General features: G+C 40.8%; 23 protein-coding genes. 4 read left to right on the forward strand and 19 right to left on the reverse strand.

Annotated elements, in window-relative coordinates:
- Positions 1 to 20: 20 nt before the first annotated feature.
- The 7 genes from lepA to rpoE form a co-directional block, all read right to left on the reverse strand.
- Entirely contained in the window at positions 21 to 1,826 is a 1,806-nt protein-coding gene (gene lepA / locus EV695_RS13450) for a translation elongation factor 4 (protein WP_131906501.1), read from the reverse strand.
- Positions 1,826 to 2,092 carry a glutaredoxin family protein gene (locus tag EV695_RS13455; RefSeq protein ID WP_131906502.1) on the reverse strand — a complete coding sequence of 89 codons (267 nt, stop codon included), beginning with the start codon at positions 2,090 to 2,092 and terminating at the stop codon, positions 1,826 to 1,828. The genes lepA and EV695_RS13455 overlap by 1 nt, the downstream gene beginning before the upstream one ends.
- A 48-nt stretch (positions 2,093 to 2,140) precedes the next feature.
- Positions 2,141 to 3,559, reverse strand: coding sequence for a Do family serine endopeptidase (locus tag EV695_RS13460; protein ID WP_131906503.1), 1,419 nt, complete (start codon positions 3,557 to 3,559; stop codon positions 2,141 to 2,143).
- 144 nt (positions 3,560 to 3,703) lie between these two features.
- Positions 3,704 to 4,150: a SoxR reducing system RseC family protein gene (locus EV695_RS13465; RefSeq protein ID WP_131906504.1), complete on the reverse strand. Its 447-nt coding sequence runs from the start codon at positions 4,148 to 4,150 to the stop codon at positions 3,704 to 3,706.
- Between the two features lie 16 nt (positions 4,151 to 4,166).
- Positions 4,167 to 5,174 carry a MucB/RseB C-terminal domain-containing protein gene (locus tag EV695_RS13470; RefSeq protein ID WP_165874710.1) on the reverse strand — a complete coding sequence of 336 codons (1,008 nt, stop codon included), beginning with the start codon at positions 5,172 to 5,174 and terminating at the stop codon, positions 4,167 to 4,169.
- A gap of 38 nt (positions 5,175 to 5,212) precedes the next feature.
- Entirely contained in the window at positions 5,213 to 5,905 is a 693-nt protein-coding gene (locus EV695_RS13475; RefSeq protein WP_131906506.1) for a sigma-E factor negative regulatory protein, read from the reverse strand.
- Between the two features lie 128 nt (positions 5,906 to 6,033).
- Entirely contained in the window at positions 6,034 to 6,615 is a 582-nt protein-coding gene (rpoE, locus tag EV695_RS13480; RefSeq protein WP_131906507.1) for an RNA polymerase sigma factor RpoE, read from the reverse strand.
- Positions 6,616 to 6,882: 267 nt separating this feature from the next.
- Here rpoE and nadB point away from each other — a divergent pair, with 267 nt between their 5' ends.
- Positions 6,883 to 8,499: an L-aspartate oxidase gene (gene nadB / locus EV695_RS13485; RefSeq protein WP_131906508.1), complete on the forward strand. Its 1,617-nt coding sequence runs from the start codon at positions 6,883 to 6,885 to the stop codon at positions 8,497 to 8,499.
- Positions 8,500 to 8,627: 128 nt separating this feature from the next.
- Here nadB and rpoS read toward each other — a convergent pair whose 3' ends face one another.
- Positions 8,628 to 9,662: an RNA polymerase sigma factor RpoS gene (gene rpoS, locus EV695_RS13490; RefSeq protein ID WP_131906509.1), complete on the reverse strand. Its 1,035-nt coding sequence runs from the start codon at positions 9,660 to 9,662 to the stop codon at positions 8,628 to 8,630.
- Between the two features lie 435 nt (positions 9,663 to 10,097).
- Here rpoS and EV695_RS13495 point away from each other — a divergent pair, with 435 nt between their 5' ends.
- Positions 10,098 to 10,937: a peptidoglycan DD-metalloendopeptidase family protein gene (locus EV695_RS13495; RefSeq protein ID WP_131906510.1), complete on the forward strand. Its 840-nt coding sequence runs from the start codon at positions 10,098 to 10,100 to the stop codon at positions 10,935 to 10,937.
- A 476-nt stretch (positions 10,938 to 11,413) separates the two neighbouring features.
- Here the strand turns inward: EV695_RS13495 and EV695_RS13500 are convergent, their stop codons facing one another.
- The 5 genes from EV695_RS13500 to EV695_RS13520 all read right to left on the reverse strand — a co-directional run bounded on the left by EV695_RS13500 (position 11,414) and on the right by EV695_RS13520 (position 16,473).
- Positions 11,414 to 12,094 (reverse strand): response regulator, encoded by a 681-nt coding sequence (locus EV695_RS13500; protein ID WP_131906511.1) that lies wholly within the window; start codon positions 12,092 to 12,094, stop codon positions 11,414 to 11,416.
- Between the two features lie 135 nt (positions 12,095 to 12,229).
- On the reverse strand, positions 12,230 to 13,957 hold the full coding sequence (locus EV695_RS13505) for a histidine kinase (protein WP_131906512.1): 1,728 nt from the start codon (positions 13,955 to 13,957) through the stop codon (positions 12,230 to 12,232).
- Between the two features lie 11 nt (positions 13,958 to 13,968).
- Entirely contained in the window at positions 13,969 to 14,280 is a 312-nt protein-coding gene (locus EV695_RS13510) for a HesB/IscA family protein (RefSeq protein ID WP_131906513.1), read from the reverse strand.
- Positions 14,281 to 14,365: 85 nt separating this feature from the next.
- Entirely contained in the window at positions 14,366 to 15,949 is a 1,584-nt protein-coding gene (locus tag EV695_RS13515) for a cobyrinic acid a,c-diamide synthase CobB (protein WP_131906514.1), read from the reverse strand.
- 173 nt (positions 15,950 to 16,122) lie between these two features.
- Positions 16,123 to 16,473 (reverse strand): HopJ type III effector protein, encoded by a 351-nt coding sequence (locus tag EV695_RS13520; protein ID WP_131906515.1) that lies wholly within the window; start codon positions 16,471 to 16,473, stop codon positions 16,123 to 16,125.
- A 105-nt stretch (positions 16,474 to 16,578) separates the two neighbouring features.
- Here EV695_RS13520 and EV695_RS13525 point away from each other — a divergent pair, with 105 nt between their 5' ends.
- A complete protein-coding gene (locus EV695_RS13525; RefSeq protein ID WP_131906516.1) occupies positions 16,579 to 17,019 on the forward strand; it encodes a hypothetical protein in 441 nt (146 codons plus the stop codon).
- An 81-nt stretch (positions 17,020 to 17,100) separates the two neighbouring features.
- Here EV695_RS13525 and EV695_RS13530 read toward each other — a convergent pair whose 3' ends face one another.
- Positions 17,101 to 18,297: a flavin monoamine oxidase family protein gene (locus EV695_RS13530; RefSeq protein WP_131906517.1), complete on the reverse strand. Its 1,197-nt coding sequence runs from the start codon at positions 18,295 to 18,297 to the stop codon at positions 17,101 to 17,103.
- Between the two features lie 150 nt (positions 18,298 to 18,447).
- Here EV695_RS13530 and EV695_RS13535 point away from each other — a divergent pair, with 150 nt between their 5' ends.
- Positions 18,448 to 19,119, forward strand: coding sequence for a cupin domain-containing protein (locus EV695_RS13535; RefSeq protein ID WP_131906518.1), 672 nt, complete (start codon positions 18,448 to 18,450; stop codon positions 19,117 to 19,119).
- A gap of 90 nt (positions 19,120 to 19,209) precedes the next feature.
- Here EV695_RS13535 and EV695_RS13540 read toward each other — a convergent pair whose 3' ends face one another.
- The 5 genes from EV695_RS13540 to EV695_RS13560 form a co-directional block, all read right to left on the reverse strand.
- The gene (locus EV695_RS13540; protein ID WP_131906519.1) at positions 19,210 to 21,567 is read right to left on the reverse strand and encodes a nitric oxide reductase activation protein NorD; all 2,358 of its coding nucleotides are present in this window, start codon (positions 21,565 to 21,567) and stop codon (positions 19,210 to 19,212) included.
- Positions 21,568 to 21,616: 49 nt separating this feature from the next.
- Positions 21,617 to 22,438: a CbbQ/NirQ/NorQ/GpvN family protein gene (locus EV695_RS13545; RefSeq protein ID WP_131906520.1), complete on the reverse strand. Its 822-nt coding sequence runs from the start codon at positions 22,436 to 22,438 to the stop codon at positions 21,617 to 21,619.
- 103 nt (positions 22,439 to 22,541) lie between these two features.
- Complete coding sequence (locus tag EV695_RS13550; protein WP_131906521.1) at positions 22,542 to 22,853, reverse strand: hypothetical protein; 312 nt, start codon at positions 22,851 to 22,853, stop codon at positions 22,542 to 22,544.
- A gap of 174 nt (positions 22,854 to 23,027) precedes the next feature.
- Positions 23,028 to 23,387, reverse strand: a complete 360-nt coding sequence (locus EV695_RS13555) for a ribulose bisphosphate carboxylase small subunit (RefSeq protein WP_131906522.1) — start codon at positions 23,385 to 23,387, stop codon at positions 23,028 to 23,030.
- 148 nt (positions 23,388 to 23,535) lie between these two features.
- Positions 23,536 to 24,954 (reverse strand): form I ribulose bisphosphate carboxylase large subunit, encoded by a 1,419-nt coding sequence (locus EV695_RS13560; RefSeq protein ID WP_131906523.1) that lies wholly within the window; start codon positions 24,952 to 24,954, stop codon positions 23,536 to 23,538.
- Between the last annotated feature and the right edge of the window lie 106 nt (positions 24,955 to 25,060).

Raw genomic sequence — 25,060 nt, forward strand, 5'->3', positions numbered from 1 at the left:
TAAATTAAGATGAACGCCCATCAATTTTCATCTCGTTTAAGAACTGCTAAAAATGCTTCTTGAGGTATCTCTACATTCCCCACTTGTTTCATTCGTTTTTTACCAGCCTTCTGTTTTTCTAATAATTTTCTTTTACGAGAAACATCACCACCATAACACTTGGCTGTAACATTTTTACGTAAAGCCTTCACATTGGAACGCGCAATAATATTCCCGCCTATAGCTGCTTGAATCGCAACATCAAACATCTGACGCTGAATTACTTCACGCATTCGTTCTACTAATACTCTTCCGCGCGACTGAGAAAAATCTTTATGTACGATAATCGACAATGCATCTACCGGCTCACCATTAATCAAAATATCCACTTTAACTAGAGGAGCTGGTTCAAAGTGATCGAGTTCATAGTCAAAAGAAGCATAACCTCGGCTGACTGATTTGAGGCGATCAAAGAAATCCAACACGACCTCACTGAGCGGTAAAAGATAATCAAGCGTAACTTGGTTACCTAAGTACTTCATTTCTTTCTGAATACCACGCTTCTCAATACAGAGGGAAATCACATTACCCACGTATTCTTGTGGCACCATGATAGTGCCACGAATGATTGGTTCGCGTATTTCTTCAATATAGTTAACCGCTGGTAATTCAGCCGGATTATGAATACTAATTGTTTCGCCTTTAGTCGTTTCCACTTCGTAAACTACTGATGGTGCTGTGGTAATCAAATCCAGGTCATATTCACGTTCGAGGCGTTCCTGAACAATTTCCATATGCAACATACCGAGGAAACCAAGGCGAAAACCAAAACCAAGTGCCTGTGATGTTTCTGGCTCATAATGTAAAGATGCATCATTTAAATGCAACTTATCCAAAGCATCACGCAAATTTTCGTAATCATCTGCACTGACAGGAAACATACCGGCAAAGACACGAGGTTGAATTTCTTTAAACCCATCCAAAGGTTTTTCTGCCGGATTTTTGACAGTTGTGAACGTATCACCTACTTTAGCTGCTTCAATATCTTTGATGCCTGCAATGACATAACCTACTTCACCAGCAACCAATTCATTTTTTTCAACGCGTTTAGGTGTAAATATGCCAACATTATCTACTTGGTATTCTGCCTTAGTTGACATTGGCATGACTTTAGATTTTTTGCCAATCTTACCGTCAATGACTCTGACTAATGAAACAACACCGAGATAATTATCAAACCAGGAATCTATAATTAAAGCTTTAAGTGGCGCTTCAGGATCACCTTGTGGCGGAGGAATTCGTTCCACTAATTGCTCTAACAGGTCTTCAATACCGATGCCTGTTTTACCACTGACATGAATAGCATCAGTCGCGTCGATACCAATAATCTCTTCGATTTCCTGAGATACACGAAATACATCAGCAGCAGGTAAATCAATTTTATTTAGAACCGGAACGACTTCCAAATCAAGATCGATCGCAGTATAACAATTAGCCACACTTTGCGCTTCAACACCTTGAGATGCATCGACGACTAATAATGCGCCTTCACAAGCAGATAAGGAGCGAGAAACCTCATAAGAGAAATCCACATGGCCAGGCGTATCAATAAAATTCAGATGATACGTTTCGCCGTCTTTCGATTTAAAGTCCAGCGAAACACTTTGCGCTTTGATTGTAATACCACGCTCACGCTCGATATCCATCGAATCAAGAACCTGATTATCCATTTCACGCTCAGTTAATCCTTCACAAACCTGAATGAAGCGGTCTGAGATGGTTGATTTACCATGGTCGATATGGGCGATTATGGAAAAGTTACGAATATTCTGATTTGCTAAAGCCATTATGAATTCTTTGCTAGTGCTTGTCTTACGGCAATTTCATCAAAAAAATGATAAAAAATCACCTCATCTTGGTAGGTTATCACTGGAATGTCAGCATGATATTGCTTACGCATCACCTCCGTTACCTGAGGATCATTATCGATATCAATCTGCTTAATTTCATACCCCAACTCTTGTTGTAGAGTAATTAAAGAGTCTGTTGCTTGATCACACAGGTGGCAGCCATCGCGATAATACACTATTAATTCTTTAGAGAGTATGGACATTTTGATATTAGCAATACGCTTAGTTTAAGTATGTTTTTATTAGACTTTTTATTTCTTATCTATTTTAATCGCCAAAAATCTGGCTGCTCCAGATCTTAGCACCAATAGTGCATAGGTCTTACCCTCTTCAATATTTTCGGTCAGCTCGTGAAAATGCTCAAGATCATCGATATTTTCGCCATTGAACATCAACAAGATATCTCCGCGCTCCACCCCTGCACTTCTAGCTGGGTCTTTAATAACGCGTTTAACCATTACACCATTTTCAACATCAAGTGATTCCTTGGCCGTATCATCCAGATTCGATAACTCCATACCCATAAAGTTATCAATTTTCTTAGGTTTTGACTCTTTCTTCACAGGAGCTTTGGCTAAATCATCAGAAGGTAATTCTGACAACTGAAGCGTTAACACCTCTGTTTTTCCACCCCTTCGCACAGTTATCTCAACGTCTTTATTTAGCTCTGTTGAGCCAACTATCACGGGCAAAGCAGATGCGTTTTTAATTTTCTTGCCATTAAATTCTAAAACAATATCACCTTGTTTAAGCACACCCATTGCAGGCCCATCTTTGATAACTTCTACGATCAATGCGCCTCTTGGACTGCTTAAGCCAAAGGATAAAGCCAATTCACGCGTGACTTCCTGAATGTAAACACCCAACCAGCCTCTTGAAACTTTGCCATTTTCTTTTAATTGTTCGATGACGCGTTTAGCAACATCTACTGGAATAGCAAATGAAACCCCCATAAAGCCACCAGTTCGACTAAATATTTGCGAGTTAATCCCTACGACTTTTCCTTTAAGATTAAATAATGGCCCACCGGAATTTCCCGGATTGATTGCCACATCTGTTTGAATAAAAGGAACATAGTTCTCAGACGGAAGACTTCTACCTTTAGCACTAACAATACCCGCCGTGACACTATGGTCAAAACCAAAAGGTGAGCCGATGGCAATAACCCATTCCCCTACTTTTAAATCCTCAGAACTTCCGGTTTCCAGTACCGGCAAATTGTCTGCTTCAATTTTAAGTAAGGCAACATCACTACGTTTGTCACTCCCCACCAATTTGGCAGATAATTCTCTTCGATCATTTAGCTTTACAATAATTTCATCTGCTTCTGCTATCACGTGATAGTTGGTCACGACATAACCATCTTTTGAAACGATAAACCCTGATCCTAGAGAACTTGTGTCGTTGTCATTAGGGAAACCGCCACCATCTTTATCGAGAAAACGCTTCATAAGCTCATCGAGCATTTCATTTCTCTCACCTTCTCCGAAGAGCTCCTGCGGAAACTTTTTTGCCGATTTGGCGGTTTTCTTGGTACTAATATTGACTACAGCAGCACTGTGCTCTTCAACTAATTTGGTAAAATCCGGAAGCTCTGCAGACACAGAGAACGAGAACATTAAAAAACCAATTAAGAATATAGGAATTGTTTTTTTTATTGATTTTATCATCTGCAAGCCTCTCTGATTATTCCAACCAATCCTGATTAGAAAATACCGCTGTAAGTAGGGGGGTGTATTTAATTTTGTATGACGTCACTATCACTAGTGTAAAAATAGCTATAGTAAAGCTAATGGATTATATATCCAAAGTCATTATGAACTAGAAGGATTTATCAATATTATTTTATTGAGTAATTTTGGTTCAAATTGATGCGCAAGTGCTTTATTAGACAAGAGGCGCTTAACAAGAAATAAACTTAGAACAAAACCAGAGCAACCAAATAAGATGCTATACCCTTCGCTCAAAAAAAGCTTTCCCATTGCAGAAAAGAATAAAAGGCTCACCAAAGGTAATATATAAACCAACAAAGTCCCTAGGATGAGTTTTTCAGTCTTCAGCTCAACCATCACTCTATCACCTTTCTCAAGGCTCAATGTGTTCAATACTTTGAGCGATCGACCAGGTGAATTTGAAAAAAATGAAAAGCTAGAGCAACCTGACTGCGATGAACAACTTTTACAGGCTGAGTTATTAGTACTTAGATAAACAAAACCGTTATTAACATCATCTACTACTGCTTCTTCTTGAGTAAATTGCATTAGATAAGCGTTCCGTTTATTTTTTACGTAAGTTTTTCACTAGGTTTTTCAATGTGATCTCTGGCACTTCACCTACTGCAGTAATTCTATGCTTGCCCTTTTGTTGAGTAACAACATTTAGCGCCCCAGAATTTATCTCTACGGCTTCCATTGGTGTATTTCCCAAATATGGCGTTACAAAAACCGAAACAGTGCTTAAACCATCTGATAAGACATAATGTCTGGTATCACCATTGTTATTTTGTTCTTTTAAGTGAGGTGCTTGTTTAATCTCATAGCCCAGTGGTACCGTTTCAATGACCCAGCCATCTTCAAGAGAAGTATGACTCACCTGCCTTAGGACCTGCTTAGAAATGATCTTAGACGGTTTTTTAGTGATTGAATTTTGAATAGGATCTACCGTAGTAATCGAATGATCCAGAATAGCCGTTGTAGTACCTGTATTTGCACTTAAAGACTGCAGAGCACAATCACCTGCGGCACAGATAGAACTATTCGTTGCGGCCATACTTTCTGGCACTCTAATTTCAATTGTAGTAAACATAAACTGTTCAACAGGCTTATGCGACTTACCCACCAACATGTAATCCAGCAACATACCTGAAACCGTATCTATGCAATATTTTTGCAAATAACGCTGACGGTCTTTTGGTCTTGCCGTAATAATTCGACAAGGAATATTGGCTACGCGGTTTTCTCGCCCCATATCAAAAGAATATACTTTTTCCATCTCAGGTCGTATGCGTGGGATTGAAGATAATGAAAACCCTTTTAGCTCTCTTGATAGCTCGCTACCAGCCTCATTCAGCCTTACAACGCGTTCCCCTTCAACACCATTCACTACGGAATGATCAATATGCAAAGTAGACAGTGAGTTCCCTTGCAAGTATGCCAATGTACCTGTGTAGTTTAATTCGTGTAGCGCCTGATTCATTTTATTTAACAAATCAACGGCAGCTTTATCAGCAAATGCCGTAACTGGCAAAAGCATGGGGATAAGCAAAAGATATGTTAATTTCTTCATTTTTATTTTTTTCTTATTTTCCAAATAAAATCTAATCATTATTGGTTATCTGTGTAAGCAATGACTCGAACCGAAGGGACAAATGCAGCAGTTGAAGCATATTGCATGTGAGAATCCACATAGCGTTTCAATAAAGAGCGGGTTTGAGTATCTGCCTGAGCATATTCCTGAGTAGCAGCCATCGGCTCACTGTTAGTGTTTACATTATTAGATGCTAAGTCAGCAGCTGAAACCTGTTTTGCTGATGACATTTCGTTTTCGGTAAGCTGATCTTTTTGCGCAATCATTGTTTTACTAATCGCATTATTGCTAGCAACTAATGCAGAGGGCTCTGCCATTCTAGATTGCTGGAAATTTTGCAATCCTACGACAGCTACTGCCGCTACGGATGCGACTAAAGCAAAACTTCCTAAAGGCTTTATCCATGACTGTGAACGTGCACTCTGACCAGCGGCTACTTGAGCTATCTGGACATCATGGTATTGCTCTTCTTCTTCAATTTTTGCATGTATACCGGCAAGGAAACTAGAGTCTAAATTTAACATCGGTTTACCCACATCACTAGAGCGCATGGTTTCACCGATTAACGCATAAGTAGATAATTTATCTCGCAATGCATCGTTAGTAGACAACTCATCTAAAACACGTTTTTGCTCAAACGAACCAGCTTCATCATCAAGCAAAGCAGAAAGGTGTTCAGGCATTGAAGTTGGGGTTTTATTAGTTTCCATTGGTCACTTCCATTATATTCATGTTAATAGACAAGAATTTATTCACTTAGTTCGCATACATTATAATTTTTTACAACTTAAACGATGCTGAACTAAAATCCAGTCTATTTTGCTCTTACACAAGCATCTTAAATTTTGCCTATTAACGGCTCTAATTCACTTTCTATCGACTCACGCGCTCTAAATATACGTGAACGTACGGTCCCTATTGGGCAATCCATAGCATCAGAAATCTCTTCATAACTTAAACCTTCGAGTTCTCTCAACGTTATTGCAATGCGCAAGTCATCTGGCAATGCTTCTATCGCCTTATTAAGCGTATTCTTAATTTCATCAGTCATCATCTGATTTTCTGGGGTACTGATATCTCTTAGTTTGCCACCACCATCGTATTGTTCAGCTTCTTGCGCATCGATATCATCATCAGGCATACGACGGCTTTTAGAAACTAAATGGTTTTTAGCAGTATTGATGGATATCCTATAAAGCCAGGTATAAAAGGCACTGTCTCCACGAAAGTTCTTTAAACCTTTATAAGCTTTTATGAATGACTCCTGAGATACATCCATGGCGATATGGGGGTCGTGCACATATCGAGTGACAAGATTAATAACTTTCTGCTGATACTTTAAAACTAAAATATCGAAAGCTGCCTTATCCCCTGATTGTACCCTTCGCACCAATTCTAAATCTGTTTGATTCGCGCCCATTAGGGCTCTCTCCTATAAGGCGCTGCTGATAAGATAAGTGGAATCACTCGGTCTATTTTTTGCAAAAATGCCTTCACTTCTAAGTTATTAATTAAACGTATGATAATCTAATACGAACATATAAGGAATATTTGAATCAATCTATCACTTAAGCAATTTTTGATAAACCTAGACGAAATGAATTTTTATAAATAGTTGTAATAGATGAACGATTTGAGTACTACAATAAAATAATTATCTTAATCACCGTAATTTCAGAGTAAATACATGCATGATGTTTTGATTATAGGCAGCGGGGCTTCTGGCTTAACACTGGCCTTAAGCCTTCCAGAAACAATGAAAGTAGCCGTTTTGAGTAAAGAAGTGCTCACCGAAGGAAGCACCTTATATGCGCAAGGTGGGATATCAGCAGTACTCGACAAGAATGATTCCTTTAAATCTCACATTGAAGATACACTAGATTCCGGCGCCGGCCTTTGTATTGAATCCGTGGTTCGACATGTCGTTGAACAGGGTCCTGAATCAATCGACTGGCTATTAAAAGCAGGCGTCCCATTTACTCGAGAAGAAAACAAAGCCGATGGCACAGAAGGACTGCATCTAACTCGTGAAGGTGGTCACTCAAATAGACGTGTAGCACACGCTGCAGATGCAAGTGGTCGCGCTATCGAAACCACACTCGTTTCCATGGTCCGCGCCAGAAAGAACATAGAACTGTTTGAGCATCATATTGCTATCGATTTAATTACTACAAGAAAACTGCACCACAAAAGCCGATTAAATCATTCAATCGGTGCTTATGTTTTAGACATCAAGAATGAAAAAGTCATTACTTTCAAGTCTCAATATACTGTGCTTGCAACTGGCGGCGCCAGCAAGGTCTACCTCTATACCAGTAATCCAGATGGTGCTAGCGGTGATGGTATCGCCATGGGTTGGCGCGCTGGGTGTCGTGTAGCCAACATGGAATTTATGCAATTTCACCCAACATGCCTATACCATCCGCATGCTAAATCTAATTTAATTACCGAAGCCGTTCGTGGTGAAGGTGGACGATTACTATTGCCGAATGGCTCACGTTTCATGGACAAATTTGACCCAAGAGCAGAGCTTGCGCCAAGAGACATTGTCGCCAGGACCATTGACCATGAAATGAAACGATTGGGCATTGATTCTGTATTTCTTGATATCAGCCATAAATCGACTGATTTCATCATGGATCACTTCCCTAATGTTTATGCCATGTGCCAGAAGTTTGGATATGACATGAGCAAAGAACCTGTACCAGTAGTACCCGCTGCACATTACACTTGTGGTGGTTTAATGGTTGATAAATTTGGTCATACAGATGTTGAAGGATTGTATGCAATTGGCGAAACCACATTTACAGGTTTGCACGGCGCAAATCGCATGGCGAGTAATTCACTACTAGAATGCATTGTTTACGGCCAATCCTCAGCAGAAGATATTACTAAAAGACATGCTACAGATATCAACCAATTTGAAGACCTAACCATACCTGACTGGGATGAAAGTCGAGTAACTGACTCTGACGAGCGTGTTGTCATCAATCATAACTGGGATGAGATTAGGCGCTTCATGTGGGATTACGTGGGCATTGTGCGTACCACAAAGCGCTTGAAGCGCGCGCGAAATCGTATTGAAATGTTACTCAGAGAAATCGATGAATATTATTCAAACTTCCGTGTAACAAGCGACCTAGTGGAATTAAGAAATCTTGCAGAAGTCTCGAGACTAATTATCAGGTCTGCCCAGCAAAGAACTGAGAGTCGAGGATTACATTATAATTTGGACTTCCCTGATTTAGACCCCAAACTTAATCAGGTGAATAGTATCCTGGACCCAATGAAAACAAGCCGATAAAAATCGGCTTGTTTTCATTTTTAGAGCATTAATGCTTTGAAAGTTATTGTCACCCCCCTACTTTGAGGGAGTTTTTTTCGCTTCATTCTTTATATACCTAGGTGGCTAGGTATCTCCCAAAAAGTGTATTAAACACTTCCAAGAAGTACATCACCAGAGTAACCTTGGTTTTCAAGAATACGACGTAAGCGTCTGAGTGCTTCCATTTGAATCTGGCGTACACGTTCTCTTGTTAATCCAAGCTCTTCACCAACTTGTGCAAGTGTTGAATTATCATGACCATGTAGACCGAAACGTCTAACAATGACTTCTTGTTGCTTTGGTTCCAGCTGTGTAAGCCAACTTTCAACTGAGTTACATACCGCTTCATCATTGATGGATTCAGAAGGTTCTAGTTGAGACTCTTCTGAAACAAAATCAACTAAAGGGTTATTGCCTTCTTTTCCTATATTGATATCAAGTGAACTCACTCGCTCACCATAATGGAGTAACTTTTGAAGTTTCTCTACTGGCTTACCCAATGCTTCAGCAACTTCTGCAATTGTAGGCTCTTCACCACTTTTTTGAGTGAGTTGCTGGAACTTACGGTAATACTGATTGATTTCTTTATTAATATGGATAGGAAGTCGAATGGTACGAGACTGGTTCATCAGCGCACGTTCGATATTTTGTCGTATCCACCACGTTGCGTAGGTAGAAAATCTGAAACCACGCTCAGGATCAAATTTTTCAACGGCGTGAATTAGACCAAGATTTCCTTCTTCGATAAGATCAGGTAAAGGTAATCCACGATTCATATAACGACGTGAGATTTTCACGACTAATCGCAAATTACATACGATCATTTTTTTACGACCCAATGCATCTCCTTCTTTTGCTAAACGCCCGTACTTAACTTCTTCTTCAGGGGTCAACAATGGAGAGAACTCTATTTCTTTCAAATAAAGTTGAATGGCGTCGAGTTCCTTACGTGGAACTTTAGCTGGCTTAGGTTTATCAGCAATTAAATCTTCTTTTGACTTATCAAGACCAGCTTTTTGGGATATTTTCAGTTTCTTTGCCTCAATGAGGTCTGTTACATCACCATTGATTTCAGAAACATTATTTTTAGTTGTAGAAACACTTTCGAAAAGAACATCAGGGGCCGAATGTCCAGTTTGCATAGATCACACTCCAATCCTTTGGTGAAAATAACAATATACAAACAGTACATTCGCAAAGTTTAAATATTATTAATTTTCTTGGGGTAATAGTATTGCTACCATAAAATTTAAATTATCAAAAAAAGACATAACATCTTATACGGGGGCTGATAATTTAGCTCTTTTTAGCTTCGCTATTTTTTTCAACTTAAGCTTCTAAGCTGCGCAGCATTTGATTGAAGATAACACAATAATTACCATTAATTCTACCCTTTTAGGTATATAAGTTCCCACTATTGAAAACCCAATGGGATATTTTCAGTATTAATTGACTCAACTAAAGCTGAGATTAACCAGGTTTATTTGCCTGTTATATTTATGCAATATGTTTACCTATCAGATACCTAAGTCGATTATAATTTCGTCAATTAAACTTAATTCATTTTAGACTCAAATATGAACAACACACTCACTATCATCTGTAGAAGTATCTTTACTCTGTTTCTATTGTCTTTGTTAAGTTCAGCTGCTTATGCCTTCCCTAATAATAGCCTAAGGCCTGGTGGTGTAGCGGTTTTAAGCGTTGCCCCATCACACAATGCAAAGCCATACGTAAGCTACAACAATAAACCCATCGCTTTAGTTAAAGGACAACAGAACTGGCTTGCCATTGTCGGCATATCCTTAGATGCAAAAACCGGACAACATAAAATAGACATTAAAGATTCGTCAGGAAAAACGAGCATACAGAAATTTACAGTTAAGCCTCATAAATATAAAACCCAATACTTAACTATTAAGAATAAGAACAAGGTGAACCCAAATAACAAATCCATGAAAAGGATTGAACGTGAATTTGTTATGAAGAAAAAGCTAAAGTCTACCTTCTCTAACTCATCACCTAAACTAAACTTTATTCGACCTGTAGCCGGAAGAGATAGCGGAAGATACGGACTACGTCGAATTTTAAATAAACAAAAAAGAAACCCACATAGCGGCATGGATATCGCAGCCCCTCAGGGTAGATCTGTGAAAGCTACTGAGTCTGGCACAGTGTTGTGGGTTGGTAACCTCTTCTTCTCTGGCAATGTTATCTATATTGATCACGGAAATGGCGTTTTAAGCCTTTATGCTCATCTCAGTAAAATGAATGTTAAAAAAGGCCAACAAGTAAAACGTGGCGAAATTATTGGTAAGGTAGGAAAAACAGGTCGTGTCACCGGAGCGCATTTACACTGGACTGTTTTCCTGAACGGAAATGCTGTAGATCCCGCGTTATTCATAGCTAAACAGTAATTAATTATATCAAAACCCTCTTTTTACTAATTTTAAGTATTTGATATATTTAATGTTTTACAATTTATCTGCTTTTAATTGACAGTTTTTAATCTCATTCAGCTTCGATTCAGCCTCATAAAGGTATTCTATATACAACTTCAGCAGAGAGTCACTTTTCAAAGGGGTTTGTGGTGTGACTTTTGTTGATTGGGGAAACCTAGACTCCTAAAAATAATAAAAAAGGTTTGTATTCAAATACAACCGAATTAAGGAATCCTCCCTCAACTGCTGAACATAGTCACCGTTCCGAAAAATCGGCCAAATATTGGGGAGCTGGTTTGCTGGGCTAACACGATGACGGTTATTAGTCTTACGGGGGTATTACTGATAACCAAAAAAAAAAAAGCGAGCTTCGGCTCGCTTTTTTTTTATTTAAAATTTATCTTAGCGTAATTCTAGCGCTTCTTAAAATGACACCGATTTACACATAAAACCTATAACACTCTTTTCGGTGGCATTGTAATTGGAGACTTCTTCACACCATGCTCTACCGCCATCACTGCAGCAGTAATTCGAGAACTAATATTGAGTTTTCTTAGAATAGCTTTCACATGTAATTTAACCGTACCATCAGAGATACCAAGGTTTCTCGCAATAACTTTGTTACTCTGGCCTTCTGCCAGTAACGTCAGTATTTCAAATTCTCTGGGTGTTAACACAGCGAAAGGATCTTCCTTCTCAGACTTTTCCTGATTATCGCCCTGCACTGCACTTGCCAGTACCGGTGCAAGATCAGGCGCAACGACAGTTTTACCTGAAATAATATCCCGAAGCGCTACCACTAAATCGTCAGGTTCCATATCTTTTAGTAAGTAACCCTGAGCGCCATTTCTTAAAGCCCCAACCAAATCACTTTCATCACTACTTGTGGTAAGCATCGCGACAGGAAGATCAGGATGTGCAGCTTTAATGACCTTTAACACACTTATGCCGTCCATTTCTGGCATACGCATATCAAGCAATACGATATCTAGTTGCTCATCATCAATTATTTTCACACCTTCCGAGCCATTACCCACATCAGCAACAACATTGATTTTTCTTCGAGTAAGCAAGTCACGCAAGCCAGCACGAAATAAAGTGTGGTCATCTATCAATAATATTCTTTCGTTCATATCTTTTTGTACTCAGTTTGTACTCGGGTGTATTTTATTCAAAGTCTACTTTTTGAAAATAAAATCTCATGCAATAAAGAGATAACGTTTCTTTAACGTTTATCTATTTCAAATTTTATCTATTTCAAACTTTCTCTATTTCTTAAAGGTGTTCAAGGTAACGGGGTTCGCATCTACATCAAAATTAAGCTGCAATAAAGTCCCTTCACCGCCATCACTTTCAAATTGTATTTCACCATTTATTCTTTCAGCTCTCTCATTCATTATCGAAAGCCCAAGATGGTCTCCCGTCTCATTATTCTGTTCAGACCACTCATCATTCAAACCTACGCCATCGTCTTCAACTAGCACACTGCAATGTCCTTCTTCAGTGCTGGTCATGAGAATACGTACATTTTTAGCATTGGCATGTTTCTTAATATTGGCTAAAGCTTCCTGCACAATTCTAATCACTTCTACTTCAGTATCTCGAGACAGCGTTTTCAGATTCCAGTTGTGATAGAAGAATGTATCAGCGCCTGTTTCTAATTTGAAACGGCCAACAACTCGTTCCACTGCCCGTACCACGCCTTTACCATCAATCGGCGCCCTGAAGTGCGTAATTAGACTTCTCAGTTCAGCATAGGCTTCATCTATTGTGCTTTCCAAACCTTCTAATTCATGCCAGATGACTTCTTCATCACCCTGATTTAAAGAGTCATCCATGAGACGTACTTTAAATCTTAATGAAGCCATGGTTTGCGCCAGCGAATCGTGTAACTCATGCGCCATGCGGGTTCTTTCTTCGATGATTGAAAGCATTCTCGCGTCTTCTTCAACACCAGCTTGTTCTATGGCCATACCAAGATGCTGACCGATACTGACCAGAAGTTCATGTTCTCCCTCAAGGAAATCGTGGTCTTTTCTGTGCACAAAAAGATTATAAACACCCAACGTTTTGCCGCGATATTGCAAAGGTATCGCCAGCATTTCGATATCTTCATCGCTTTCGAAAAAGTTTTGACCAACCGTCAAAGCACACTGAGTTACATTTGTATTTACCATCACACTAGCATCGATTAATGCCTTACCACATAGGCAATCTGGCGCTGGCAAGGTGTCTTCTAGTGCAATGATTTCATCACTTAAACCAATGCTGGCAACCAGGCGCATCTGATTTTCTTTATCCAGCAATCTCACCGTTGCAGCTTCAGCTTTAACGACCTTTCTGAGTGTGTGTAAAAACCGCTGCAATAAATCTTCTAAATTATTCGACTTATTGATGGTTGATGAAACATCATATAAAACATCGAGATAATATTTTTTCTGCTCTATGCGTTCTGCCTGGCGCTCAAAACGTTGCTGTTCAAATTTTGCCAGTGATTCGTAATCTTCAGAAATTTTGTTTACGTGCATGCGAAGACCTTCAGAAGGACACCGCGAAGAACGAATTAACATACGAGAGGATAAATCGCCCTGCAACAAGCCATTTGCCCAATCAGTAAGATCGGTGCAGAACAGATTGAATTGACGCCACATCAAATACAATAGGCCAAGCACTCCAACACCTGAAACCACCCATAAAAAAGTCATTAAAGGCGCTACCCATGTTGGTGCTTCATCATGACTAACAGCCCAGAAGTAAGTTGCGCCAATAATCACAAAGAAAATAAACAAAATAGAAAAAACAGTACGAGCAATCAAAGGCAGTTTGATTAATTCCTCTGGGATCTGGTAATTATCTTCTCGTGCTTTTTCCTTCATTTCTTCTCGTCCATTAGAAGTAGAAGCATCTTCAGTAGCAGTCTCGTTTCGACTTTCACTGTCATTGCCTGTGTTATCAACAGCTTTAATCGGAATATGAATGGAATTTTGTTGTGCCATAGTAAGCCGTTTTACTCAGTAGGAGGCTTGAAATTAGGATCATTAGGATTCAGAAAAACAATCTCATGCTTACCACCAATTTCCACATAATCCATTGTCATACCGCCTATAAGTGGCAGGGTGGCAGCATCAACTACGAAACTAATGTCTTTTTCGACAAAGCTTTTATCGCCTGGATGCGTATTATCATCAAACCCCATGTTGTAATGAAAAGAACCATCAGGCTGCACTTTTATCGCTATTCTTAAAGGCAGAACATCAGCGCCCATTTGCTCCAATGAAATCATCACTTGTTTTGCGGCATTGTCTGAAATTTTGATCATAATATGACCCTCCTTTTTCTTAACTTTTACTTTGTTCTTTTTTAGCTACATTGTTTAGCTACATTGTTTAGCTATATTTGTTTAGCTATATTTTTTCAACTGTCTTAAGACCCTCACCAAGAAGGTCATTAAGAATATCTTGATTATCATCTTGTCTATTAGAGCTCACGTGTTCCTGTACAAAATTAACAAACCGTTTTGCCCATTGAAAATTATCTGTATTTCTTAAATGAGAATAATTGGCGAGTAGGTTTTTATAAATCCACCCATCTTTATCGCCGGTGATACCCACACCTCGATGAACATTATAGGCGTATTCGCCATGACTTGAGATATTGACCAAACGTGAATAATGAAACTCGTGTGCTTTAATTAGCGAGTTACTGATACTGTCTTCGTCGCCAGCGCTATCAACTTCTCTAAGATTCGCTAATGCGGAATCGTGATTAATCTTACCCCAGGGCATTTTGGTTGTTTCTTCCAGTTCAACATATCCTCTTCCCTGAGGTTTTCTATGCATAATCGTATCAGCAGAAATCACTCCTACCATATCTGATTTTTTACCGTTCCACTCTAAACTGCGGGTCAGGTACATCAAACCGCCACACTCTGCATAGGTCGGCATACCGGCTTCGATAGCATCATGAATACTGTTTCGCATCGATACATTATCTGACAATTTCTGCATTTGAGTTTCCGGAAAACCACCCCCAATAAACAAACCATCCAGATCATCAGGCAAGCTTTTATCGTGAAGTGTATTAATACTTACTAGTTCTGCTCCGGCTGCCATAAATGCCTTTTTATCGTCGATATAATAAAAACCGAAGGCTTCATCTTCACAAATACCGATGCGCACTTTTGGCTGCTTAGAGCAATGGCTTTGTCGGTTTTTACTAGTAACATCTTTTTTAGATATGGATGTGACTGGGGTAATTTTCGGAGCAGACTGCGCAATTTCAATGAGCTTATTGAGGTCTACAGAATCGCTCACTATTTGTGCAATGTCGGAAATTTTCTGGTCAGCTTGATGATCTTCGTTACTCGGCATTAATCCAAGATGCCTTTCATCGAGCGTCATAGCTTTATTTTTTCTGACCATACCAAGAATGGGTATATCAGTATATGTCTCTGTTATTGCTCGCAGTTTTTCTTCGTGGCGTGGGCCACCGGTTAAATTAAATATCACGCCCGCGATATTTACATCGGGATCAAAGAGTCGATATCCTGCCAATAATGGCGCTACGCCGCGTGTTACACCGCGGCTATCAATCACTAAAACAACAGGGCTTTGTGTGAGTTTTGCCACTGCGGCATTGCTATCGCTACCGTCTAGAGCAACACCATCGTACAAACCTTTATTGCCTTCAATAATACTGATATCTGCATTGCGGCTGTGTTCTGTGAGTGTGTCCAGAATTTCTTGTTTTGACTGCGTATTAAAGTCTAAATTATAACAACCGACCAAATCGTCTGATTCCATTCGATTTTTTAAAGCGATACTAGATAAACCACTCGCACGCGCCAACCACAGTGGGTCTATATAATCGGGACCTTTCTTGAAAGGTTGGACTTTTAACCCCTGTTTAGAAAGCGCTGCACACAAGCCAATCGATATCGTGGTCTTACCCGATGATTTATGCGCTGCTGATATATAGATTCTAGACATATCAGCATATACTACATTAGTATTCGCTAATATAGAAGTAAATACTTTATATTGTGCCGAAAATCAGAGGGATGACGATATCAGTATCAATCGCATTTTGATAAAGGCACCCCCCTACTTTAAGCGGCTTTTTTATTTTGCTAATTAAAACACCCTTAGGAATTTATTCAGCGCTACAGGATTTTTATCTCTAAAGCATTCGACGAGAATTGAATACCATCCCAGCCATTTTGCATAAAATTACGGATATTCTGGTGATTATCAGCGTCAGGGTTTTGCAACACATCTTCACGATAAAACGCACCGAAACAGGCTAGCGTCTGTTCTTTTGATAAACCATTTAGTTGAGCAAATGCGAATAATTTACACGACCCCTGATTTTGATCAGCTGCATTTTGCAAATCCCCATTACTAAACGCTGTGGGCGTGAAATCATAGTGCGTTTCGATCAATGACATCAGGTCATTAAACTCAAGTGTTTCCGGGGAAGTTTTTACCTGTTCAATATATTCTGCTATGTCCATCTGCTCATCCTTATATTCATTGATAAATTAGCGCAGTAAGCTAACACAGTTTTTGATAAAATACAGTGCAATTACATCGGATTTCATCCAACTAAAAGGCTAGCTATGCATACTAAAGAAGTATTCTATCGCGGCAAAAAACTCGGGCATGAAGATCGAATGTTGCCCGCTGTCTCCTATAACGCCATGCGTACTCTGTTAGCATACTCGGACCTTGATAACAGTGAATCATCAGGCATTTTCCTGCCGATTCGATCGATGCAATATATGGCAGTCATCGACCAACAAGAAATAATTTTTGTCGATGGTTTATGCGCCAAAAAATCCATTGAATTAGCATGGCGTAAATTTCACCCTCAGCAACGCGAAAACTTAATCGATCCTGTTCCTTACCGGATGAGTTATTACGATGAGAAAGCGCTGGAAACCATGAAACGAATCCAATGGGAATTTAACAAAGCACTACAAGTAGAATTGGAAAAGATGAAAGATCAGTACCCAAAAAGTAAAGCGGATGTGATTACTCTCAACACATACAAAACTTAGGTTGATTTCATATCTTTTAATATATCGTCTCTAGATAAAGAAACCCACCCCCCTACTTTGGGGCACTTTATTTGCGCGTTGTCATTTTAGCAAGAGTTCCAATGTGCGGTTGCTGGCTTCTAAGGCTCCTTCTAATAAGCCATTGTGCCCTAGGCGATGATTTGCCGATTCGGTCCCTGACCAGATTAAACGCCGACCAAAATTACTTTCCGCATAATCACTCATGGATGATGTCGCATGACCAGCGCTCATTGATTGGTCAATATCAGTGGCAGTAAATGCTTCCTGCGCCCAATCTTGCAATACAACATCAACCGGACTCGCCGCTTTGTCACCGAATAACCGGGTCAACTGATCAATAGCGGCTTGACAGATTTCCTCATGTTTTCCTTTACGGTAACTTCCGGGTACTCCAACAAATCCGAATAAGGCATATCCTGTTTTGCTCTTTTTATCGCACTCTTTATTGTCCTTAGAGCTATTAGCATCTGTCGAGGCATCATGAATTTCACGTAAAGGGCCTAATTGACTCACTGCGTCGCCCGATAATCCCTGTTCTAACCAAAACGCTGAATCGTATACCGCAATGAATTTTGCATGACCTGCCATCCACGTTGAATAACTGTTCAACTCGGTCACTCTTGATTCTGATAGCGGAGGAGTAAACTCAATCGCTGACATGGCAATGCGCGTCGGTAACGCAAAGACGATTTTATTGCTGGTGATTTGGTAACTGCTTTCTTCGTTATTTTCTTCACTCGACAGTTTACGATTAGCATTATCAACAACGGTGGTGACGATCTGATTGTCCAGATATTCCACATGCGTTACTTGAGAATTTAAGCTGATATTCTCATCGTCTATGTGATCTTTCAGCGTCGATATGATTTGACGAATTCCGCCTTTTAATCGATAAGCCCCTTCCATGGAAATACCGTAAAAACCTTTTTGGATAGTACCCTGCTGGTCTTCATAAACGGCCTGACCACTTCCCTGTTGCAGAAAAACAGAATCATTCAAGCCGAGCTCATTTATGAGCTTTTCCATCTGTGTTTGCCCCGGCCAAAACCATGAGGGACCAAGATCATAGGCGGGTTTATCTGCCGCATATTGATTCGAAGACTCTGAATCTAACACAGCGTAATTTTTTGATAATATCCGGCCACCGAGTCGCTCTCTCGCCTCGATCAACCTAAAAGCTATTCCTTCTTTTTGCAGCTGGTAGGCGCTATGTAAGCCGCTAATTCCGCCGCCAACAATCAGTATTTCTGTGTGCATATTATTTTTTTCATCATAATCAGTCTCAACCTTCCTTATATAACGTAAAATTGTAATGCATAGTAGCGCTAACTATCATTGAAACGATTCTTATCTTATATTGGAGTCAAAGTAGAGTTGAACTGACACTAGAGCGGAGTCAAAAAAATAATGGATGTAAACGCTGATTTTTCTAAACGTATCATGCTTCACAGTGATGAAATCGACTGGGAAGACTCCCCCATGAAAGGAGTAGTAAGACGCAGACTAGACCGCGTCGATAATGAAGCCGATCGTGTGACGACGATTGTGCGTTATGCACCAGAAAGCAGCTTTTCACCACATGTTCACACTGGCGGTGAAGAGTTTATCGTTTTGGAAGGCATCTTCGAAGATGATTATGGCAACTGGCCAACCGGCTCGTATATTCGTAACCCGCCTACATCGAAACATAAACCAGGCTCTAAAGATGGCTGCATTATCTTTGTGAAGCTGTCCCAATTTCAACCCGATGATCGCACCTTTGTGCATATTGATATAAATAAAATAGGCTCGGTTTCAGATGCTGATAGAGCTGGGGTTAAAGTCACGCCTTTATACAAAGATAGTTACGAAGATGTGCGCGTAGAATACTGGGAAGCAAACACAAACATTGAAGTAGACGCATCTGGTGGAGCAGAACTTTTCGTTTTAGACGGAGGCTTTACAGAAAGTGGTGACGAGCTTCGCAAAGACTCCTGGTTACGCGTTCCGGTGAATACTACCGTTACTGCAAAAACCGGCGATCAAGGCGCGAAGGTCTGGATTAAAACAGGTCATTTAGTGTCACCTGTAAACGGATAAAATTAAGCCAAATTAGATCTTGGAATGAGTTAAAGGCACCCCCACCTTTGGGGCACTTTTTTAAAGCCTGATTACACATCATCATTTACATTAAGCGGTTAAGCTCGCAAACAAGGTTGGTAATTGTTCAGGCAATTTATCTACCTTGTCGATTATGGTGTAGTTATTCGCACCGAAGATTCTTTTCACATAATCATCCGCTTGCGGATCTAACGTCAAACAATAAGTTAAGACACCTGTCGCATAAAGTTCTTCAACAGCTTTTTTGGTGTCATGACGTAAATGCTGTGGATCGCGCTCGTCGATATCTGCCGGCTCACCATCGGTGATCATCAACACCAGCTTGCGACGTTCTGGCTGCTTTAACAGGTGGTTACCTGCGTGACGTAATGCAGCACCCATTCGAGTCGATAAGCCTCCTTTCATTCCAGCCAAACGTGATTTAGCATCATCATCAAAATGCTGATTAAAATCTTTAAAGCGATAATACTGCACATCATGACGCCCATCAGATGCGAAACCATGAATCGCAAAGGGATCACCAATGCCTTCTATGGCGGTTGCGACTAAGGTCGATGCTTCTCGTGTTAGCTGTAAAACGGTCTTTTCAGAACCATTCATGGGCTCATTGGTGGATTCCGATAAATCCAGCAATAGCACCACAGAAAGATCACGGGTTTTTAATACATTACGCATCGTGATTCGCGTATTAGGTTGCTCCCCCATTCGTATTGCAATCATCGCATCAATCGCTGCATTGATATCAACTTCGTCGCCGTCTTCCATATTCCGCTGGCGTTGCACACCTTCCGGTGTCAGCAAGTCGATAATTTGTTTGATACGGTGCGCGACTGGTTTGTATTCATCAATGATTGACTGGATATCTTCGACATGACCACGCGGCTGTCGACGTTCATAAACCGTGGCCCAATCAGGACGATGTAGCTGAATTTGATAATCCCATTCCTGATAATGGAAGGGATCAGAAACCGGCTCTTTGCCCCAGGCATCATTGAAGCTTGCTGCATCGTCGGTTAAATCATCTTCATAAAAACGCATCACATCTTTATTGGTCCAGATTTCTTGCGCATCATCACCCGCCAGTTCGCAATCCACCTCATGCGCCATCATCAGTGCGCTCACTTCCCGCCTGACTTGCTGCTGACTGGCTGGCAGATATTCAAATTCAACGTCACTTGTGAATTCTTCAAACTCCCAGACATAACGATTATCGTCACGATATGGAATATCAATACGTTCGAGTATTCGAAGGCTGGGCACTTCTTTTCGTTGAGAAAACAAGTTAAAGATGTCCAGCCCGAGATTCCAGCAAAATGTGTTGTTGTCCTGATTTTCCGAGATCCCTGCATGGAAACTTTTGGCAAGAGCATTGAGTTCTTCATCATCCGATGTGATGTTTTCATCCAGCAACATCAAGGAAAAGTGGACTAAAATAGGCATGGTCGGATGTTCTGCCTGCGTATCTTGCTCGTCACTATTAGCGGCTTCTTGCATCATTCGACGCCATAGTTTTTTCAGACCGGGAAAATCATTTACAGCTTTATATTCGATACGCGCATCTTCAACCAAACCAATAAAGAACATCTGCGCCGGACTCAGTCCTTCAGCTGAAATAGGCTCGGATGAATACATGATATGCGAAGCCATGTGCGCCGCCGTTGCACGATACACTTCCAGACCCGCGATATCACCATAATCATCCAGCGCATCGGGCAAGTACAAAATACGGTGTTCAATATAGGGACGAAAATCAGCAAAATCGGCTCCCGTGGGACGTAAGAAAAAATCCCTACCCCACAAAGCACGCAGATAAAAATTGAGTTTTCTTTGGGTTTTGATAAACAGAATGCCACGTCGTTCTTTTTGTAACATGGCACGACTATCAGCAGACTCAAGATCAAAATAAGCCGTGAGATTATTAAAATCACGACGATACGCCTGCGCCCCAAAATTTGCCCAACGGCGTAAACCACTCAAGGTTAATTTAGAGAGCAATTCATCCATGTGATTCAGCATTGGACGCACACCACGAGAAGCGGTAGAGGCCAATTGATGCACCAGCGTTAAGTAGCCACGAAACAGTTCTGCATCGCCTAGATTGCGCGCAGCACTGGGCATACTGGCAAATAAGAGAGAAACAACTTCAGCCGAAGTCATTGAAGATAATTTTAGTGCAGCCGTTAAACAATCGCCGATTACATCTTCGCCACACTCTTTGGCAACCAGTGGCATTTCCTGAATGTACGAGATAACTACGTCATGCCCGCGCCCTAAATTACACAGACTTTTTGCGCCATCCATATAGGTTTGCAAACCGGACGGAGACATTACACGTGAGGCTTCCTGAAAAGTACCCTCTAACACTTCCCTCACTTCTGGGGCGGCATCAATCAGGAATTCTTCGTAGTCTTCGAGTTTTATTGACATATTTTTATCTCATTCACCAATGTAATGTTGGTTACCTGAAGGTAAAGGTCTACCCAAAGAAAGTTTCCACTGCGGCATTCAGTGTATCGCGCATATCAGGGTCATCCGTTAACGGTGTTACCATCGTCATACTACAAGCCGCTAGTGGTGACACGCCTTTTGCAATCAACTGCCCCGAGTAAACCAGTAAACGCGTTGAAATACCTTCATCCAAACCATGGCCTTTCAAGTTACGTGCACGGTGTGCAATTTGTACTAATTTCTCCGCCGTCTCCACATCAACACCCGATTCTTTCGCCACGATACTGACTTCGATTTTCTCTTTAGGGTAATCAAAGTCCATTCCACCAAAACGTTGTTTGGTCGATTGCTTTAAATCTTTCATTAAACTCTGGTAGCCAGGGTTATAAGAAATAACCAACTGAAAATCAGGATGGGCCTGAATCAACTCGCCTTTTTTATCCAGCGGTAAACTCCGACGATGGTCCGTTAAGGGATGGATAACTACGGTGGTGTCTTGTCTGGCTTCAACGATTTCATCCAGATAACAGATGGCACCGATTCTGGCGGCAGTCGTTAATGGCCCGTCTTGCCATTTTGTGCCATCCTTATCGAGAAGAAAACGTCCTACCAAATCAGAGGCTGTCATGTCTTCATTACAGGCAACGGTAATTAAGGGCTTGCCTAATTTCCATGCCATGTATTCAACAAATCGAGATTTACCGCAGCCTGTTGGGCCTTTAATCATCATCGGCATCCGAACCGCATACGCTGATTCATATAATGCGATCTCTTGATCTACCGGCTCATAGTAAGGCTCATCATTAATGATATATTGATTGGCATCTACGATATTTTCAGTAATGGACATCGTTACTCTCTCTAATTCGTGAGATCTTCTGTGATCTACTGTTAATATATTTGTTAGCTTGGTTTAACAGAAAGGAGAGAATGAGAGTACTCCCAGAATAAAACTAATCTTCATCCTCTGTTTCTACTTCACCACTCCAGCCTGCGGCACGTGCTTCTGCGATAGCTTTATCATGTATCCGCTGATGTTTCTCAAAGAGTTCAGGGGGTAACTGGCTCACTAAACAACCGTATTTGTCCCACTCTTTATTCACTTTATCCAATAAAGAATCAACGCCTGCAAAATTCCAGCCTTCACAGGTTTCGCTTTCTTCAATCAGTCCAAAGACCCATGCATCGCGAATGATTTTGCCTATGGTGGTCATTCCACCATTTACTTCTTTGTCGATACCAACGTATTTATCTGGTCTAGCCATAGTATTCTCATTGTTAGTTTTTAAGATCAAAAAACATTTATATAAATACCCGACAGTAAACTCAACTGAATCCTTATTGAATCTTTATTTAAATAATTTCTAAAAATGCCTCTGCCAGAATCTGACTTAACTGTATGTCAGAACTAATCTGACAGAGGCACATTTATCTAAACGCTATACAGATTTGCCGCGGTGAACAACCATCGCAGCGCCTGCAGACTGGGCGAAATTATCAAAGCCCAGTAAGCGCACATGATTTTCTGGATGCGCTTTATGACAGGCCTCTATCTCAGCCATAATTGCATCGACATCGGTTTCACCAAACATTGGCAATTTCCACATATACCAGTAATTGCTAATCGCATTTTCTGGCTCCGTATGTTCGATACCCGGGTTCCAGCCTTTATCTACAATATATTGAATTTGTGCACGAGCTGACTCAGCACTTAAAGGTGGTAGATAAGAAAATGTTTCAAATTTTCGGCTTTGTGCAGCATCGCTTAAGCTCGAATTGTAATCTTGTACATCACTCATGTGATTTACTCCAAATAATTAATTTTTAACGTAAAAAAGTTGAATAGTGCGTTCTGGCAAGGCGCGAAAAGGAGAGTGTATAAAATATACATGACCCTTTTCAGCAGCTCTTTATACCAATGTCGCCAGAGCGCGCTAGATGAAATTGTTACTTGTGGGCAACGTCGATTTTGTCGACAGTATCAAATTCGAATTTGATCTCTTTCCAGGTTTCCATCGCAATCTTCAGTTCAGGACTATGTGCCGCCGCTTTGGTAAGGATATCTTTACCTTCTTTCTCCAGCTCGACACCCATATTACGTGCTTCAACACAGGCTTCTACCGCTACCCGGTTAGCTGCCGCACCTGCCGCATTACCCCATGGGTGACCTAATGTGCCGCCACCGAACTGCAAACAGGAATCATCGCCGAAGATGCTAACGAGCGCAGGCATGTGCCATACATGGATACCACCGGAAGCAACGGGGATAACGCCTGGCATTGAGCCCCAATCCTGATCGAAGAAAATACCGCGTGAACGATCTTCCTTGATGAATGAATCTCGCATAATGTCGATCCAACCCAAAGTAGCATCTCGGTCACCTTCCAACTTACCAACAACTGTTCCGGAGTGAAGATGATCACCACCAGACAAACGAAGAACTTTAGTCAGTACGCGGAAGTGAATACCATGATGCGGATTACGATCAAGTACCGCATGCATCGCACGGTGAATATGTAACAACATGCCGTTGTTTTGACACCATTGTGCAAGTTGCGTATTTGCTGATAAACCGCCGGTTAAATAGTCATGCATAATGATCGGTGCACCTATTTCTTTGGCGTATTCTGCACGACGCATCATTTCATCTGATGTGGGAGCGGTAACGTTCAGATAATGACCTTTGCGCTCGCCAGTTTCTGCTTCGGCTTTATGGATGGCTTCCATTACAAAGTCAAAACGATGTCTCCAACGCATGAATGGCTGTGAGTTTACGTTCTCATCATCTTTGGTGAAATCCAGGCCCCCACGAAGACCTTCGTAACAGGCACGTCCGTAGTTTTTCGCGGATAAACCCAACTTCGGTTTGATCGTACAACCTAATAGTGGACGTCCGTATTTATTCAGAATATCGCGTTCAACCTGAATACCCTGTGGTGGACCATTACACGTCATAACATAAGCGACTGGAAAACGAATATCTTCCAAACGAAGCGCACGAAGTGCTTTAAATCCAAATACATTACCTACCAGAGAAGTCAGTACATTAACGACCGAACCTTCTTCAAACAAATCGATTGGGTAAGCAACAAAACCGTAGAAGCAGGTATCATCTCCCGGTACATCTTCGATCGCATAACAACGACCTTTGTAATAATCAAGATCTGTTAGAAGGTCAGTCCAAACCGTTGTCCATGTACCTGTCGAAGATTCTGCGGCTACCGCTGCAGCCACCTCTTCTCTTGGTACACCATCTTGTGGAGTGATTTTAAAACAAGCCAGTATATCGGTGTCTTTTGGAGTGTAATCGGGTGTCCAATACGTTTCTCTGTATTCTTTTACACCGGCATCATATTGCTTAGCCATAGTTGCGTTTCCTATCGTTTGATTAGTCTTTAATTAAAAAATTTATCTTTATCGTTGTGTCTGTTTTATTCCTTTTTTACGTTGGAATTACTGAAAAACAAATCAC

The organism is Cocleimonas flava (assembly GCF_004339015.1).
Taxonomy (GTDB): Bacteria; Pseudomonadota; Gammaproteobacteria; order Thiotrichales; family Thiotrichaceae; genus Cocleimonas; species Cocleimonas flava.